The organism is Pedobacter sp. MC2016-24 (assembly GCF_015223055.1).
Lineage (GTDB): Bacteria > Bacteroidota > Bacteroidia > Sphingobacteriales > Sphingobacteriaceae > Pedobacter.
In genome coordinates this window covers 15,097-31,904 of record NZ_JADFBX010000014.1, presented here as the reverse complement: position 1 = coordinate 31,904, position 16,808 = coordinate 15,097, and the positions used below count along the sequence as shown (strand labels likewise).

16 protein-coding genes are annotated in these 16,808 nt (G+C 40.2%); 4 read left to right on the top strand and 12 right to left on the bottom strand.

The window, feature by feature from the left end:
* Positions 1-7: 7 nt before the first annotated feature.
* From IM797_RS22770 to ubiE, 8 genes are all read right to left on the bottom strand, one after another.
* Positions 8-826: a DUF6089 family protein gene (locus IM797_RS22770; protein WP_194129511.1), complete on the bottom strand. Its 819-nt coding sequence runs from the start codon at positions 824-826 to the stop codon at positions 8-10.
* 1 nt (position 827) lies between these two features.
* On the bottom strand, positions 828-1,709 hold the full coding sequence (locus IM797_RS22765) for an NAD kinase (protein WP_194129510.1): 882 nt from the start codon (positions 1,707-1,709) through the stop codon (positions 828-830).
* 14 nt (positions 1,710-1,723) lie between these two features.
* Positions 1,724-2,386 carry a CBS domain-containing protein gene (locus IM797_RS22760; protein WP_194129509.1) on the bottom strand — a complete coding sequence of 221 codons (663 nt, stop codon included), beginning with the start codon at positions 2,384-2,386 and terminating at the stop codon, positions 1,724-1,726.
* Positions 2,386-3,150: an alpha/beta fold hydrolase gene (locus tag IM797_RS22755; RefSeq protein ID WP_194129508.1), complete on the bottom strand. Its 765-nt coding sequence runs from the start codon at positions 3,148-3,150 to the stop codon at positions 2,386-2,388. The genes IM797_RS22760 and IM797_RS22755 overlap by 1 nt, the downstream gene beginning before the upstream one ends.
* A 113-nt stretch (positions 3,151-3,263) precedes the next feature.
* On the bottom strand, positions 3,264-3,710 hold the full coding sequence (locus tag IM797_RS22750) for a GatB/YqeY domain-containing protein (protein WP_194129507.1): 447 nt from the start codon (positions 3,708-3,710) through the stop codon (positions 3,264-3,266).
* 15 nt (positions 3,711-3,725) lie between these two features.
* Positions 3,726-4,481, bottom strand: a complete 756-nt coding sequence (locus tag IM797_RS22745) for an SDR family NAD(P)-dependent oxidoreductase (protein WP_194129506.1) — start codon at positions 4,479-4,481, stop codon at positions 3,726-3,728.
* A 69-nt stretch (positions 4,482-4,550) separates the two neighbouring features.
* Complete coding sequence (locus IM797_RS22740; protein ID WP_194129505.1) at positions 4,551-5,303, bottom strand: outer membrane beta-barrel protein; 753 nt, start codon at positions 5,301-5,303, stop codon at positions 4,551-4,553.
* A gap of 38 nt (positions 5,304-5,341) precedes the next feature.
* Positions 5,342-6,073, bottom strand: coding sequence for a bifunctional demethylmenaquinone methyltransferase/2-methoxy-6-polyprenyl-1,4-benzoquinol methylase UbiE (ubiE, locus tag IM797_RS22735; protein WP_194129592.1), 732 nt, complete (start codon positions 6,071-6,073; stop codon positions 5,342-5,344).
* Between the two features lie 73 nt (positions 6,074-6,146).
* Between ubiE and yihA the strand changes: the two genes are divergently transcribed.
* The 4 genes from yihA to IM797_RS22715 are packed head-to-tail and all read left to right on the top strand — an operon-like array spanning position 6,147 to position 11,378.
* A complete protein-coding gene (gene yihA / locus IM797_RS22730; protein WP_194129504.1) occupies positions 6,147-6,791 on the top strand; it encodes a ribosome biogenesis GTP-binding protein YihA/YsxC in 645 nt (214 codons plus the stop codon).
* A 5-nt stretch (positions 6,792-6,796) separates the two neighbouring features.
* Positions 6,797-7,663 (top strand): UbiA-like polyprenyltransferase, encoded by an 867-nt coding sequence (locus IM797_RS22725; RefSeq protein WP_194129503.1) that lies wholly within the window; start codon positions 6,797-6,799, stop codon positions 7,661-7,663.
* A gap of 5 nt (positions 7,664-7,668) precedes the next feature.
* Complete coding sequence (locus IM797_RS22720) at positions 7,669-9,384, top strand: M3 family oligoendopeptidase (protein ID WP_194129502.1); 1,716 nt, start codon at positions 7,669-7,671, stop codon at positions 9,382-9,384.
* Positions 9,385-9,428: 44 nt separating this feature from the next.
* Entirely contained in the window at positions 9,429-11,378 is a 1,950-nt protein-coding gene (locus tag IM797_RS22715) for an amino acid permease (protein WP_194129501.1), read from the top strand.
* A gap of 242 nt (positions 11,379-11,620) precedes the next feature.
* On the opposite strand, the gene IM797_RS22710 is transcribed toward IM797_RS22715, so the two are convergent.
* The 4 genes from IM797_RS22710 to IM797_RS22695 are packed head-to-tail and all read right to left on the bottom strand — an operon-like array spanning position 11,621 to position 16,808.
* Positions 11,621-12,967 (bottom strand): thioredoxin fold domain-containing protein, encoded by a 1,347-nt coding sequence (locus IM797_RS22710; protein WP_194129500.1) that lies wholly within the window; start codon positions 12,965-12,967, stop codon positions 11,621-11,623.
* A 48-nt stretch (positions 12,968-13,015) separates the two neighbouring features.
* Positions 13,016-14,176, bottom strand: a complete 1,161-nt coding sequence (locus IM797_RS22705) for a TlpA disulfide reductase family protein (RefSeq protein WP_194129499.1) — start codon at positions 14,174-14,176, stop codon at positions 13,016-13,018.
* Positions 14,177-14,203: 27 nt separating this feature from the next.
* The gene (locus IM797_RS22700; protein WP_194129498.1) at positions 14,204-15,325 is read right to left on the bottom strand and encodes an AhpC/TSA family protein; all 1,122 of its coding nucleotides are present in this window, start codon (positions 15,323-15,325) and stop codon (positions 14,204-14,206) included.
* A 40-nt stretch (positions 15,326-15,365) separates the two neighbouring features.
* Positions 15,366-16,808, bottom strand: a complete 1,443-nt coding sequence (locus IM797_RS22695) for a RagB/SusD family nutrient uptake outer membrane protein (protein WP_194129497.1) — start codon at positions 16,806-16,808, stop codon at positions 15,366-15,368.

Sequence of the window (16,808 nt, the reverse complement as noted above, 5' to 3'; positions counted from 1 at the left end):
AATATGCCTAAAATGTATAACATTTTTGGGACACAAAGGTATAAGATATGCCAATACCTACAAACATATAAGTATCTCTTTTTCTAAAATCGCCTCTTTGTAACCCTGGAGTACCATAAGGAGCTACATCTGAAGGGTTTGAAAGTCGCTTTCTGGTGTTTAAATCTCCATCTTGCGGCCAGACTGCCGGACTCGGATACCGGGCGCTTACGTCATCCAGATAATCGGTAAATACGGTCCGGTAGCCAACCTGGGAAAACAGTCCCCAGTTCTCTTTCATCCGTAACTTAACCCCTACTCCATACGGAACTGTGATTGCATAATTTTTATATACTTCAGTCTGACCTTCAGTCTTATAAAAGCGAAGGTTGTAATATTTATCTTCCAGCGTAGGATCGTTTGTATATTTTGCTTTTGGACTGAAAAACACCCCACCAATTCCAGTAAAAATATAGGGCGTAAATGACTTGGTACCACCTCCGGCAAAGTAATTGAACAGATTAAAATCAACCTGGGCACTCACTTCGTTTAAAGCCGTTTTGAAATTAAGATTGCGGTCCCTGAACTGGGCATTGTCGGAAGTCGCATCGTTTGCCCTGACTTTACCGTAATTGTAATGCAATCCAAGTGCCCAATACGGATCCAGGTTTAACTTCACATATCCACCCAGGTTCATGCCTGTAATTTTCAAAAGCTTATCCTGATTTAAATCACCGATATAACCAGCACCACCACCAGAAAGACCAAGCTCCAGGGTCTGCGCTTTTGCAGCACAAAATGTCATAAAAACAACAAGAATACTGAGTAAATATCGTTGGTTTGGCATGTTAATAATTGCGCGTATCAATACCCCATAACAATTTATTTCTTAACGTAGTGAGGTACGTTTCGTTGTTCAATCTGATCAAATTTACATGAAACTTAGCTTTATTCAATGTAATTTTTACAGAACGGTCTACCGTTTCTGTTCTTGAATCACAGGATACCAAGAATTTAGCACTTCGAACTTCCACTTCAAAAGTGAGTGAGACATCGTCAGGCACAATAACCGGACGAACGTTCAGGTTGTGAGGTGCTATTGGCGTAATTACAAAATTCTGCGAATTCGGATAAATAATTGGCCCGCCGCAACTTAAAGAGTACGCTGTTGAACCTGTAGGTGTGGCAATAATTAATCCATCCGCCCAATAGGAATTGACAAATTCATTATTCATATAGGCATGAATGATCATCATGGCTGAGTTGTCGCGTCTGTGGATGGTGATGTCATTCAGCGCAAAATTCTCTTCTCCAAAAAGATCATGTGTAGATTCCAGACTGATCATGGTTCTTTGATCAATGGCGTATTCTTTATTTTTCAAGGCGTGAATGGCCTTTTTAATTTCTTCTTTATTGATACTGGCCAGAAAACCCAAACGGCCAAAATTAATCCCAACCACTGGCAGACCGGAGTCACGGATCAGTGCAAGTGTATCCAGCATGGTACCATCTCCTCCAAGGCTCAGCAATACATCCGTACGGCCAAGCAAATCTGCATGTTTACTAAAAGTTTCTACATGTACCGGCAGCTTAATCTTATCTTTAATAAAATCCAGGTACTTCTTGTAAACGAGGATCGGGATCTGCTCCTGTTCCAGTACATTAAAAACTTCCTGAACATAAGGGAGCACACTATTGTTGAACTCTCTGCCGTAGATTGCAATCTTCATCAATTTGTTATTGTTTATACATTCAGATAGTTCATGAATGAATTAAATCGGTCTTCAGTACCGTCGTCAGTCTTAGTATTGTTAAAAACGGCCTTCACCTGGTAATTGTAGCGTTCAAAAGCGGCAATGATACCAGACAGTTCCGTTTTATTTATTTTAAGGGTAACTTCTAATTTGGTAGAATCAGGAAAAGACTGCACGTAAGAAGAAAGAATCTGGGCGTTATCTGCCTCCACAATCTGGGCCATGTGCGACAAAGAATTGTTTCGATTGCCAATTTCCAGTACGATGATCCCACCATGTTCTTTTACGGCAAAAATTTCTGCCGCATAATCCAGCAAACTGTTTAAAGTGATCAAACCGAGGTAATTTTTCTTGTAGTCCAATACTGGAACAACAGAAAGGTGTAACTGATCTAACAGTCGGATCACTTCATAAATATGCGTATCCTCGTATACAAAGGGATTTAAAAGCGATAAAGACAGGCCACCGATTGGTTGTTCCACATCCCGTACTTCAATTAAATCCTCTTCTGCAAGTAAACCCAAAAAAGCGGTATCATTTACAATGGGCAAATGGAAAAGCTTAAACTCAGTCAGCCTATCCAATGCCTTCTGAACAGAATCAGATGTAATTAGCGGAGGTATAGCGTTCGATATGAGTTCAGTTGCCAGCATTATTTCAATAATATCCTGTTTAAAAATGTGTTCAAATATTCATTAAAAACTTCCGGGCGCTCCATCATCGGGGCGTGCCCGCATTTATCCACCCAGTTCAATTCAGAATTGGGTAATAACTGATGAAATTCTTCCGCAACTTCCGGAGGTGTAACCTTATCCTGTTTACCCCAGATTAAAGACACAGGAATGGTGATCCTGGATAAGTCTTTAGACATGTTGTGACGAATAGCAGATTTGGCCAGGGCCAGAATACGGATAACACGAGAACGTTCGTTTACCGTTTTATAAACTTCATCCACCAATTCTTTGGTTGCTGTAGCGGGATCATAAAAAGTATAGGCTACTTTTTCGCGGATATATTCATAGCTTTCTCTTTTCGGAAAAGATCCCCCAAATGCATTTTCATATAAACCAGAGCTACCGGTAAGTACCAAAGCCTTCACATTTTCCTGGTGCGAAATGGTAAATACCAAACCAACATGACCACCCAGTGAATTTCCAATCAACACCACCTGGTTTAGCTTTTTATACTTCAGGAATTTGTGGATGTATTTAGAAAGACTTCTTACCCCAAGCGTTAGTATAGGCAATTCGTATATGGGTAAAATGGGTACAACAACGTGATAACGATCTTTAAAATGATCGATCACAGGCTCCCAATTACTCAATTCGCCCATCAAACCATGAAGTAATACCAGGGTTTCACCTTTTCCGGCTTCTATATATTTAAACCCATCATCTTCTATTACTTCGTATCTCATATATATCTTGTGAATGGTTTTTGCTACTAAGTTAGTAGAGTAAAATTAATTTAATGTAATTTAATAGATTAATTTGAATAAAAAAGCGTTAACTCAGCAAACAGCATCACAATTTATGCCAATTGCGTTTTCACAACTTCGGCAATCAATTTACCATCGGCTTTTCCGGCAAGCTGTTGATTGGCCAGGCCCATAACTTTCCCCATATCCTTTACAGAACTCGCTCCAGAGCTGGTAATCACTTCCGCAATAACCTTTTCAATTTCTGCTCTATCCAGTTGTTTCGGCATAAAAGCACTGATCACTTCAATTTCTTCTTCCTCTACCGTACTTAAATCTTCACGACCTTGTTGTTTATAAATGTCTGCTGATTCCTTACGTTGTTTGATCAAGCGTTGTAAAATTTTCAATTCTGCCTCTTCCGTAATCTCTTCAGCCGATCCTTTTTCAGTTTTAGCCAATAAGAGTGCTGCTTTTATTGCACGTAATCCCCTTAACTTTGCCTGATCTTTAGCCAACATGGCTTGTTTGATTTCCTGATCTATGGTATTTGATATCATATCTTTAAATTAATTCTATTTTCTATCTATAATTGTTCCGGTCGCCTGCGCGGTCGGCATAATCAGCATGTCATTAATATTGACGTGCGCCGGCCTGCTCACGGCAAACCAGATTGCTTCGGCAATGTCGTTGGCCATTAAGGGTGCTAAGCCATCGTAAACTTTTTTAGCCCGGCCTTCATCTCCTTTAAAACGTACTTTAGAGAATTCTGTTTCAACCATGCCCGGATTAATTGCTGTTACTTTGATACCATGTGGCAGTAAGTCAATCCGCATGCTTTTATTTAGGGCATCTACAGCATGTTTAGTGGCACAATATACATTTCCATTCGGATACACTTCTTTTCCCGCAATCGACCCAATATTGATGATGTGACCCGTTTTTTCTGCCACCATCCAATTGGAAACAATTTTTGTAGCATACAGCAATCCTTTCACATTGGTATCAATCATGGTATCCCAATCGCTGATACTGCCTTTATCAATCGGATCCAGTCCCTGACTCAGACCTGCATTGTTGATCAATACGTTTACTTTTTTCCAGGAAGTCGGTAAAGTTTCCAGTAAATAGGAAAGGTTCTCATAATCTCTAACATCCGCTACAATTTTTTTGACCTCAACGGCATATTTATCTTCCAAATGTCTGGCATTTTCTGCCAAAAGAGCTTCCCTTCTGGCCACCAGAATCAAATTATAACCTTGTGCAGCAAATAAATGGGCACATGCTGCTCCGATGCCCGAAGTTGCTCCTGTGATTAATGCAGTCTTCATATTTTTGTTTTTATGAAATAAATCTAATTCAATCCTTAAGCAAAGCTATCATTTTTTTAAATGGCCTGCCTATTCAAAGAATAAACTGAAAGTCACGTGACGCAGCATGAGTTTATCTATGGGTTGAGAAAAGGCACTCGGTTTACCGCCATCCGTAAGGATATTATTTAAGGAATAGGACAATTTGATCTCCGGCGACATCTTGAAGTACTCAAAATAAAGGTCCATGCCCAGTCCTGCTTCGGCCGAGAAAAAACCTCTTTTATTTTTCAAAAACTTCTCCAGCGCCGAATTGGGATCATCGTTTGTTTTCTTTTTGGAAGAAATATCCACTGAATACTTTGCACCACCGATCATATAAGCCCTAAAATTATTTCTACGGTCTGATTTCAATTTAAAACTGATGGGAAGATCAACCATAGTAGCCTGTACCCTTCTTTCTATAGTAGCCGGTGCGCCATTTACGTTAAAGTCATAATAGGCCAGCCGATCGTTAAAAACCAGTGTTGGGGTAAACCTCAGGTCGGAATGTTCTGAAACCTTTAAATTTACCAGCAAACCGATTCCAAACCCAGGTGAAGTTTTAGAATACAGGGCATTTAGTGTATCTGTTGCCTTTATGGGCGGAAGCGTTTCATCTTGCTTATCATAAAAAGGTTTGGTCCAGTCCCTCTTTTTTAGAAACTTAAACTCCGAAGAAATGTATTGAAAAGTAAAACCAAAATGCAGGGTATTGTCATCAATACCGCCACCCCAATTTTGAGCCTTTGCCGCATTCAGAAAAAAAATGCCTACCAATAAAAGGTACAACTTTGGTTTCATGCTTATCGGTTCTATTTTAAGATCAGGGGTTAATTTAGCTATTTTTGTCCGGTATATATGGTACTGATACCAAATGTTAAACGAATTTCTTTAGTTTGTTTAAATCCAACCTTCTCCATCAATTCCACAAAAGCATCTCCATCTGGAAAAGCCGACACCGACTCTGGCAAATAGGTATATGCACTGTTATCTTTAGAAAACAGTTTACCAAAATGTGGTAAAATCTGTTTAAAATAAAAATTATAAGCCTGTTTAATGGGGAAAGCACGTGGTTTTGAGAATTCAAGAATTACAATTTTGCCGCCTGGTTTTAAAACCCGGAACATATCCGATAGTCCTTTTTCCAGGTTTTCATAATTCCGCACACCAAAAGCCACTGTGATGGCATCAAAATGATCGTTGTCAAAATGTAAACCTTCAGAATCACCCATTTGCACTGAAAAAACACCACCTAAATTGCGTTCCGCAATTTTTTTACGGGCCACATTCAGCATACCATCAGAAATGTCAACACCGATTATTTTCTCGGGCTGCAAAATCGTGATTGCTTCAAAAGCAAAATCTCCAGTTCCGGTGGCCACATCGAGCATCACCCTTGGTTTAATTGATTTTAGTTCTCTTATGGCCCTTTTACGCCATAGGATGTCAATTCCCAGAGAAAGAAAGTGATTTAAAAAGTCGTACTTTTTCGATATATTATCAAACATCGAAGCTACCTGCTCTTTCTTAGTAGCCGTTTCGGATTGGTAAGGTGTAATGTTTTCGTTCATCGCTGGCAGCAAAGATAAGTATCTTTGAAACCAATATGAGTTTACACTCATACTAATTTTCTACCTTTGTAAAATGATTATAAAATCAGCAACATTTATTTGCAGCAATACCAAAGTCTCGGCTTTGCCAGTAGCCAACATGCCAGAGTATGCCTTTATTGGCCGTTCTAATGTAGGCAAGTCTTCTTTAATCAATATGCTGGTTAACCAGCACGGCCTTGCAAAAACTTCGCAAAGACCAGGTAAAACCCAGTTAATCAACCACTTTCTAATTAACGAAAAATGGTATATTGTCGATTTACCAGGCTATGGCTATGCCAAAGTATCCAAAAGCAGCCGAGAGAACTGGGAAAAATTCATTCGCAACTACATCACTAAACGTGAAAGTCTGCAATGCGTTTTTGTGTTGATCGACAGCCGTTTGGAGCCACAAAAAATAGATCTAGAATTTTGCTGCTGGATGGGGGAAATTCAAATTCCTTTTGCATTGGTGTTTACCAAGGCGGATAAACAATCGGCCGTAAAAACAGATCAGAACGTAGCCGCATTTAAAAAAGCACTGGGTGGCTGGTTTGAAGAAATCCCTTCCTGTTTTGTAACATCTGCTGAAAAAGGCGCCGGACGTGATCAGGTACTTGGCTTTATTGAAGAAGTAAACCTGGATTTTGTGATGCCTGTTTTAGCACCAAAAGAAACCCCGAATACGAATAACTATTAAGATACATGAAGAAGTATTTTTCTCTGGTTTTGTTTGCACACTCCATTTTCGCCTTGCCTTTTGCAATGATTGGATTTTTTCTGGGTGTAACCACAACTGACAATCCGTTCAACTGGATCAAACTTGCACTGGTACTTTTGTGTATGGTGTTTGCCAGAAATGCCGCTATGGCGTTTAACAGGTATCTGGACCGGAATATTGATGCTAAAAATCCACGGACAGTGATGCGTGATATACCCGCTGGTCGGGTATCGGCCAATGAAGCCTTACTTTTTGTCATCTTCAACTGTGTCTTGTTTATCATCACAACCGCGTTTATTAACAGTTTGTGTTTCTATCTGTCGCCTGTGGCGCTATTTGTAGTCCTTTTTTACAGTTACACCAAAAGGTTTACTGCTTTGTGCCATCTGGTTCTTGGCTTAGGTCTTTCTCTCGCCCCCATTGGTGCATATATTGCCGTAACTGGTGTATTTAATCTGGTGCCGGTATTGTACTCCTTTGCTGTACTGTTTTGGGTAAGTGGTTTTGACATCATTTATGCCCTACAAGATGAAGATTTTGACAAAGCTGAAAAACTACATTCCATTCCGGCTGCACTGGGCATAAAAAACGCACTCAGGCTGTCCGTGGTATTGCATGTACTTTCAGCAACTTGTGTCATCCTGCCTATATTTTACAGCCATTTTAGCTGGTTCTATTACCTGGGCGTAGCTTTTTTCTGCTGCATGCTCATTTACCAGCACTTGCTGGTGAAACCAAACGACATCAGTAAAGTGAACCGGGCATTTGCCACCACAAACGGCTTCGCTTCAGTAATTTTTGCCGCCTGTTTTTTAATTGATGCTTTTTTAAGAACTCATTTCAACTTTTAAATTCCATGATTAACCTGACCATACCTCAAAAAATTAGGACTTATATCCCACAACAACTGGACATCAAATGGGAAAACCTTGAACCCATTTTCAATGAGCTTCTGGCCCGACCGATTGACAATGTAACAGAACTGGAACAATGGTTAAAGGACAAAAGTGAACTTGAAGCAGCACTGGAAGAAGACTTTGCCTGGAGATACATCAAAATGAGTTGCGATACCGGCAATGAACAACTGGTAGAAGCTTTTCAGTATTTTGCTACGGAAATTGAACCAAAAATCTCTCCGGTAGCGAATTTGCTGAACCAGAAATTTAATGACAGTGCTTATATTGATGAGTTGGATCAGGAGAAATTCTTTGTATACATCAGGTCAATCCGTAAAGCCATAGAACTATACCGTGAAGAAAACGTAGAGCTGTTGACCAAATTACAGGTTGCCCAGCAAAAATATCAGGGCATTACCGGTGCAATGACTGTGCTGATCAACGATCAGGAATACACGTTGGAGCAAGCGGCAAACTTCATTAAAGATACCGACCGCGCTATCAGACAGCAAGCCTGGGAAACCATACAGCAACGTCGCCTGATTGATCAGGACGATTTAAATATACTATTTGATGAGTTGATCGTAATGCGGCACCAGGTAGCTTTAAATGCTGGTTTTGAAAACTATAGAGATTATATGTTCCAGGCATTGGGACGCTTTGACTACACCCCTCAGGATTGCTATCATTTCCACGAAGCGATTGAAAAGCACATTGTACCGCTATTGAAGGAACAAGCGGACCAAAGGGCTGTTGCTTTAAATATCGAGGTATTGAAACCCTGGGATATGGAAGTGAGTACGACCGGGAAACCGGCGCTAAAGCCATTCAAGGATGGTAATGAATTAATTGATAAGAGCATCAGTTGTTTCAACGCCATCAACCCTGAACTGGGACAAAAGCTGGCGATCATGAAAGAAAACAACCTGTTCGACGTAGAAAGCAGGAAAGGGAAAGCACCAGGCGGCTATAACTATCCGCTAGCAGAAACCGGTGCACCTTTCATTTTCATGAACTCGGCCAATTCATTCCGCGACCTGACGACTATGGTACATGAAGGTGGCCATGCCATCCATACCTTCCTGACTGCAAATCTGGAACTGAACGACTTTAAGCACTGCCCATCAGAAGTTGCAGAATTGGCTTCGATGAGTATGGAATTGATATCGATGGACAACTGGAATATCTATTTCGACAATGACGCCGATTTAATCCGTGCAAAGAAAGAACAATTGATAGATGTGCTCAAAACACTGCCATGGGTAGCGGTAATTGATCAGTTCCAACACTGGATTTACACCAACCCAACGCATAATGCAGCGGATCGTGAAGAAGCTTTCAAACAAATATATACCCGTTTTGGCGCCGGTTTCAGCAACTGGGATGGGCAGGAAAAACAACTGGCCAATTTATGGCAAAAACAATTGCATTTGTTTGAAGTACCTTTCTATTATATTGAATATGCCATTGCCCAGCTGGGTGCCATAGCGATCTGGAAAAACTATAAAGAAAATCCTTCAAAGGCCCTGGAGCAATATTTAGACGCATTGGCCCTGGGGTATACCAAACCGATCAATGAAATCTATGAAACTGCCGGTATTAAATTTGATTTCAGTCAGGCTTACGTTGCAGAACTTGCCAACTTTGTCAAAGATGAATTGCAGAAATTAGGCTAGTTTACAAACTAAATTTATAAGTTTGAATAAACTTAAACTAATTTATGCTTCAAAAACTGTTCAGGAAAAAGTCTATTAGCAAAATACTGGCAGATGCCGAAAAGGGATATGGCGAACATGGAGCCTCTTTACATAAAACACTTGGCGTAAGAGACCTTACGGCATTTGGTATTGCAGCAATTATCGGGGCCGGCATCTTCAGTACCATCGGTAAAGCAAGCGCAGATGGCGGGCCGGCGGTGATCTTCCTGTTCATTTTTACTGCGGTTGCCTGTAGTTTTGCGGCTTTTGCATATGCAGAATTCGCATCTATGGTTCCGGTTTCAGGAAGTGCGTATACTTATTCTTATGTCGCATTCGGTGAAATTGTAGCCTGGATCATCGGCTGGTCGCTCATCATGGAGTACGCCATTGGCAACATTACGGTAGCCATTTCCTGGTCTGATTATTTTACCAGTCTCCTCTCGTCAATACGAATCCCCTGGTTGCACATCAACGGCATTAACCTGCCTGATTGGATGACTATGGATTACCTGACAGCTTATAATGGCCATAAACATGCAGAAGCACTTGTCAATGCCGGAAAAAGCTTTGTCAACCTGGATGACGCTACCCGAATTGCCAACAATGCATGGGTCACTGCTCCAAAGATCGGAAATTTCCACCTTGTAGCAGATTTACCGGCATTGGGGATCATTATCTTCATCACCTGGCTTGTATACCGTGGGATGAAAGAATCCCGCAATGCAAGTAATGCCATGGTAATTGTAAAACTGGCGGTGATTTTACTGGTGCTTTCTGTAGGTATCTTTTATGTAGACACAGCCAATTGGAACCCTTTTGCTCCTAACGGTGTTAGTGGTGTACTGAAAGGAGTTTCGGCTGTATTCTTCGCTTATATCGGCTTTGATGCCATTTCAACCACAGCCGAAGAATGTAAAAATCCGCAGCGTGACCTACCTCGTGGAATGATGTGGGCCATTATCATTTGTACCATATTATATGTAGCCATTGCCCTGGTGCTGACAGGTATTGTGAATTATAAACTGCTTGCTGTTGGCGACCCGCTAGCCTTTGTATTTGACCAGATCAACCTCAAGCTCATGAGCGGTATCATTGCCGTAAGCGCTGTTTTTGCTATGGCAAGCGTATTACTTGTCTTCCAAATGGGCCAACCAAGAATCTGGATGAGCATGAGTCGTGACGGTTTGTTACCCAAATCATTCTCTAAAATTCATCCAAAATATAAGACTCCTTCTTTTGCAACCATTGTAGTTGGTTTTGTTGTGGCCGTTCCTTCTTTGTTCATGAACCTGACGATCGTTACCGATTTATGCTCTATCGGAACCTTATTTGCCTTTGTATTGGTTTGCGCCGGCGTATTGGTTTTACAAAACCGCCCCGATGTACAAAGGGGGAAATTCAAAATCCCCTATGTAAATGCTAAATACATTGTTCCCGTAGCCTTTGTTGCTGCTATTATTTTTGGTTTCACCAAATTTAAAGTAGAAACTACACACTTTTTATTCAATACGGCAACGATCAATGATCCTGTCCGGATCATCACTTCGCTAAACGACACAGAGCTCAATACCATTAAGAAAGAAATCCAGACAGAACAGGCAAAACTCAACATCATTGACAAAAACACGGATGCTGAAGCTTACCTGAATCAACTGGACGCACAACAATACCAACAGTTTATCGACAATTCTGCGATTGACCAGGAAAAAAAATACGAAAGTGGCTGGGCACTGTTCAAACACAAAATTCCAATGTGGATTTTCTTAGGCATTTGCCTGGTGATCATCTATTTCTGCATTACCAAAAACCTGTCCCTAATTCCCGTACTCGGCCTCATCAGTTGTTTGTACATGATGTGTGAACTGGGTATATCAAATTGGATTGGTTTTGGAATCTGGTTGATTATAGGGCTTGTGGTTTACTTTGCATACGGTTACAAACACAGTAAATTGAATGCAGTCCGGCCTTAATTAAATAAAAACGAAATAATTCCAATTATTAAAATAATCTAGCTATCTTTATAATAACGTATGCGTTATTTATAAAGCATTGCGCTTTGAGCAGTTAGTTCGGGGAGAACTTGAAAGAATTGATCAATAAAATAGCCCTCCTAATTATCCCTATAAAAATTGATTTGGTTGGACGACCAAACAATGAAGGCTCCTCCCCGGAGCCTTATTTATTTGTTTAAATGCTATTATAGATTGTTATCTTACCACAACTGCTCCGGAACTTCTCCTTTTTGAATTTGTGCTAAATTTGCCCATAACAGTTTTTGTTTATCTCCACCTTTGACGAAACTGTCTTCGCTGGCTTTTCTCATCATATCCGCAGCTTCTTTTTTCCTGCCAGATTTCAAAAGTAAACCGGCATATACAGCTTCGATGGAAAAGTGAGGAAAATATCCTTCTGCCAATTTCACCCATTCCATAGCTTTTGTAAGCATTTTAGGGTTATCTGCTATGGAATAAATGGCCTGAGCGGCATCACGCAATTTATAACATATATCCACCATTTGCTGATTGGCAGAGATTCTTTGCATGCTGGACCAGCCTTCCACCTGAGCGGAATCTTTCTCACCTTTGATATAAGGTTCCCGCATTTTCTGATAAGCCGCTTTATCAGCCGCAATTTTTCCAGGTATATCCAATTTCAATAGTCCATTATTAACATAGTCCAAAGCCGCAGGAACCAGTTTTTTTGCATTTTTAGTCCCCCTATAATATTTCATGGTTAGCCCTTTTAAAGTCGCATCCACATCATCACGTTTCATCAGTTCCATCAGTTGTTTTTGCGCAGCCAGCATTACGGTCAGCATTTCTTCCTTATTGTTCTTAATGATTTCCGTGTTGAAGTACTGATACATCCCAGCATTAGTCACCCCCAACACATAATCGTCTTTTTTTCCTATGCGTGCTTGTATGGCTTTATAGTTCTTGATCACGTACTGGTAGAACTTGCCTCCAGGAACGAAAGTCATGTTCGGATCGTAAGCAAATACTGCCTCCATCAATTCTTTATTCTCCAAATCCTCCTTAATCAATACAAGAAAAGCCTCTTCTAATATATCACCATTGGGTACTTTAACCACAGCTCGTTTTTTTAAATAGTCAATTAAAAAGGTTTTGTCTCTCCTACCTGCGAGATACTCATCGTCCCATAAAGCCAAAGGCTTTGGATCGTGCTTTTCTTTGATCGCTATGTTAGCTTCCTTCAAGAAGGCAGGAGCAGGATTATACCCTCCGGAACGATATACGAGTATGCCATCCCCATTGACAAACAAATAGGTGGGAAAAGATCTTACTCCGAATTGCCGGGCAATGTCGATACCTTCTCCTTTTTCTGCATCAATTTTATAATTCACAAAACTGGGGTTAAAAACTTCCCCGACCTGAGCAAGTGGAAATACCTCTGCAGACATCTTTTTACAAGGACCACACCAACTGGTATATACATCTATAAAAACCAATTTATCCTCAGCCTTTGCCTTAGCCAAAACTTCCTTCCAGGTGCCTTGATCAAAATTAATTCCCTGTGCAAATAAAGCTGTCGTACACAAGAATAGGCAGTTCAATAAAAAACATTTTCTCATCTGATTTACTTATAACTATTTACCAAAAATGGACTTCAACTTCGAATCAAGTTCATCTCCATCTCCAACATAACGCGCGATGATATTACCTGCCTTATCCAGTAAAATTTTAGTAGGAAAAGCGGTTACCCCATAAGCATAAACCGCATTAAAATTATCAATCCCTTCGTTATTTAAAACCTGCAGCCAGCTGATCTCATCCTCTGCAATTGCTTTTTTCCAGGCCTTCAGGTTGTTTTCCAAATTGTCGTTTTGCTCTTGTGCAATACCTACGATTTCGAATCCATCAGTCTTGTATCTGGCATACAATTTTTTCAGATATGGATGTGAGGAACGACATGGTCCGCACCAGCTTCCCCAGAAATCGAGCAGCACATATTTACCCTTCAAGCTTTCCAGATTTACATCCTTACCATTGATGTCTTTTTTATGGAGCGGAATCGCCTTCTTTCCGATAGCTGTAGCATCCATATTGGTGATTTTAGCAGTCGTAAGCTTGGCAAAGGAACTATTTTTATGGGCACTGCCCAACTTAGCATATTCATTTTTTAAGTCTCCAAGACTAAGAGAATTCTGCATTTCAGAAAGAAAATACATACTAACCAGCGATCCTGGATACTTTTTCATAAAATCAAGTTTTAGCTTTTCTACCTGAATATTATTGTCCTCACGTAATTTGTCTGCCTGTTTAAAAACGACAGAGTCATCCCCAGGCTTATATGTCTCAAATGCTTTTTTTAATGTGATCCAGCTTTTATGCGTCAAGCCATTGAGTTTGGGCTTGATGATATTCCATTCTTTATTAGCCAATCCTCCCTCTACCTTTGCAAGGTAGATTGCATTGATATCGCCGTCTATTTTGATTTCCTCATTGGTTAAGAAGAAATTGAGCGCCGGTCCGGGGATAAGTCCAATACTGGTTTTAATTAAATTGGCCGGGTTCCGACGTACGCCAAAACTGGCTATCATGGGTTCAGTCACTTTACCTTTAAACAACATCCAGCCGTTTAACATGGTATAATTAGTATCTACCACATATTTACCTGCACCTGCATAGGCCAGATAGGGCGTATAGTTTTTGATATTGCTTATTTTTACTTTTATAGTATACCCATCCTGGGCTGCGCAAGTCATTAGGCTAAACACAAGGCATAGCATTAAAAAATATCTTTTCATTGTTCTGAATTAAGGTTAATAGAGCAATTATTTAATTAATCGGCTGAGTTCCTTTTCTAAATCTTGGCCACGAAGATTTTTAGCAAGGATAGTTCCATCAGGTGCTATGAGGAAGTTCTGAGGTACGGCTTTTATATCATATAAATCGGCAACTGAGTTTTTCCAGCCTTTCAAATCGCTCACGTGTATCCATGGTAAACCATCAACTTGAATAGCCTTTAACCAAGCCTCCTTATTGTCATCCAAAGAAACCGCAATGATTTCAAAATTTCTATTTTTAAACTTTTGATAAGCTTTGACCACATTTGGATTCTCTGCCCTGCAGGGGCCACACCAGCTTGCCCAAAAATCGATCAGTACGTAACTGCCCTTAAATGAAGATAAAGAGATCGGCTTACCTTCTGTATTGTTCTGAACAAAGTCCATTGCAGGTTGGCCCAGGTCGATTTTTTTTGCAGCGCTTAATCTTGCGGCTAAATTCTTTCCTTTTTGAGAATTTCGCATACCTGGACTAAGCGCATTAAATAATGGTTCGAACTTTTTCGGATCTATTACCGCGCTTCTTGTGCTAATGAGGTTAAAACTGACATAGGAATCAGGATGCTGATAAATAAAATCATCTTCTACCTTGTTCATTTGCAAACGTACCGCCCTTAACTGTGGAAAAAGCTCATCCCTGGCTTTATCATTCTTATCCTCAAAATACTGAAGCATTTTTTTACTAAGCGGTTCCATTTTATCTTTCAAAGGCTTTAATTGTGATTTCAAAATCAGGTAATCTCCTTGTACCACCCCTCCTTTAATTAGGGCTGTTTTAACATTTGCTCCTTCAATATTAAAGTTGCCATTTTCCAGAAAGAATTCCTGCTCATCTAAGGCTTTCATTTTCGTTCTGGGTTCTCGATCTTCTACCAGAGCCTTTAGTACAATATTCGCTTTTACAGGCTCTTTCACTTCACCTTTTAATAAAAAACTACCATTTTTCACGATAGCAGAGTCCTTGACAATCTTTTCGCCAGAAAGGTAATTCAGCATTACTTTTTGTCCGTCTTTGGCACCTGCAAGATTTCCTTTTAGAAAAAAACTATGCTGTGCATTTGCAGAAAAAGCCAAAAGAGCACATACTGCAGTAAATAATTTTCTTAACATATCTATTTAAAATAATGGATAAAGAATAGGGTTAAATTGATTAGGGATTGTTTTGCATACCTGGATTTTCGTCAATTACCTTTTGCGAAAACTTCAAGGTAAAACGATCCGGCTTCAGAGTATAAATACTTGCTACAGCACCCGCTTCAGTATATAAAGTATGGGTATATACAATGCCATTAAAAAGAGGATCTACGGACAATCGCCTCATGTCAAACCAACGATAACCGAGCAGCGCAAATTCGCGGATGCGCTCTTCTATAATAAACTTTAACAATGGCAGTTGCTGTGTTGCAATGGCTGTAGGCACACCGAAACTAGCGGGAGTCATCCTTTTGCTACGTAAACTCTCTAAATCAGTTTTTGCACCAGCCAAATCATTTAGTCTGGCTTTACACTCTGCCCTCAACAAATACAAATCAGGCAAAACAACTCCCATTTGTATACTATTAGGGCCTATCCTCCGCAATAAACCGTTCGGGTAAACTGGGCCGGAATAAGCATTGATGGAATAGCACTTCAGGCGCAGGTCTGAAGTAACATATAAATCTGCTGTTTGCTTCGTGACTACCAACTCATTATTGATAAAAGTCCAACTATCTGCCGCTTGCTTGCCAAATACATTTTCTTCGTTATTGGGGATCGTTGGATACGAAGGCCCAAAAAGACCGATAGGCATGAAGATTCCACCCGGGCCAAAAGTTATATTGTAATCGTATAAACGTAAGGGAATAACCGAATTTCCGATATCAGTGAACGCAGCGTTCAAAAGTGGTAAAGCTTCATTAAATTTCGCCATAAATACATATACTTTGGCCAGTAATCCTTCCGCAGCAGCTCTGGACATCCTTAAACGATGCGTTGTTTTCGCTGGTAGGTTTGGAATCGCAGTAGTCAGATCGCTCACTATAAAATCATACACTTCCTTCACCGTAGCCCGTTCAAACTTAGTTCTCGTCACATCATTTTGTTTTACAATCGGGAAGCCTGGATCATTGACAGAATTTTTGGTGTGATAAGGCTTACCAAAATAGTTGATTAGCAAAAAATACGTCCATGCTCGTCCTGCCATCGCTTCGGCTTGTATAGCCAACTTTTCCTGTTCTGTACCATCTATTGCTGCAGGAACTTCATTGATGATCTTATTGTAAGTATAGATATTCTGAAGTGGAACTTTCATCTCAGCAGCATCCTCATTAGGTTCGTAAACGGGATCTTCCCAACGAAAAAGTCTTTGGGTTTTTAAATCTGCTCCACTAAAAAAGGGTTCTATAGCAGCTACTTCATCACCCATAGGCACCTGTGCATTTGCAACAATATTTACAAAGTCCAGATTGCTGAGCAATAAATTATAATCTGCTACTTTTTGGGCGATTAATTTACCTTTTGGTGTTACCTCCAGGAAAGTTTTCTTACAAGAGCAGATTAATGCACAAGTCAGCATCAATACCATACTCCAGTTTGGTTTATATATAGTTTTCAT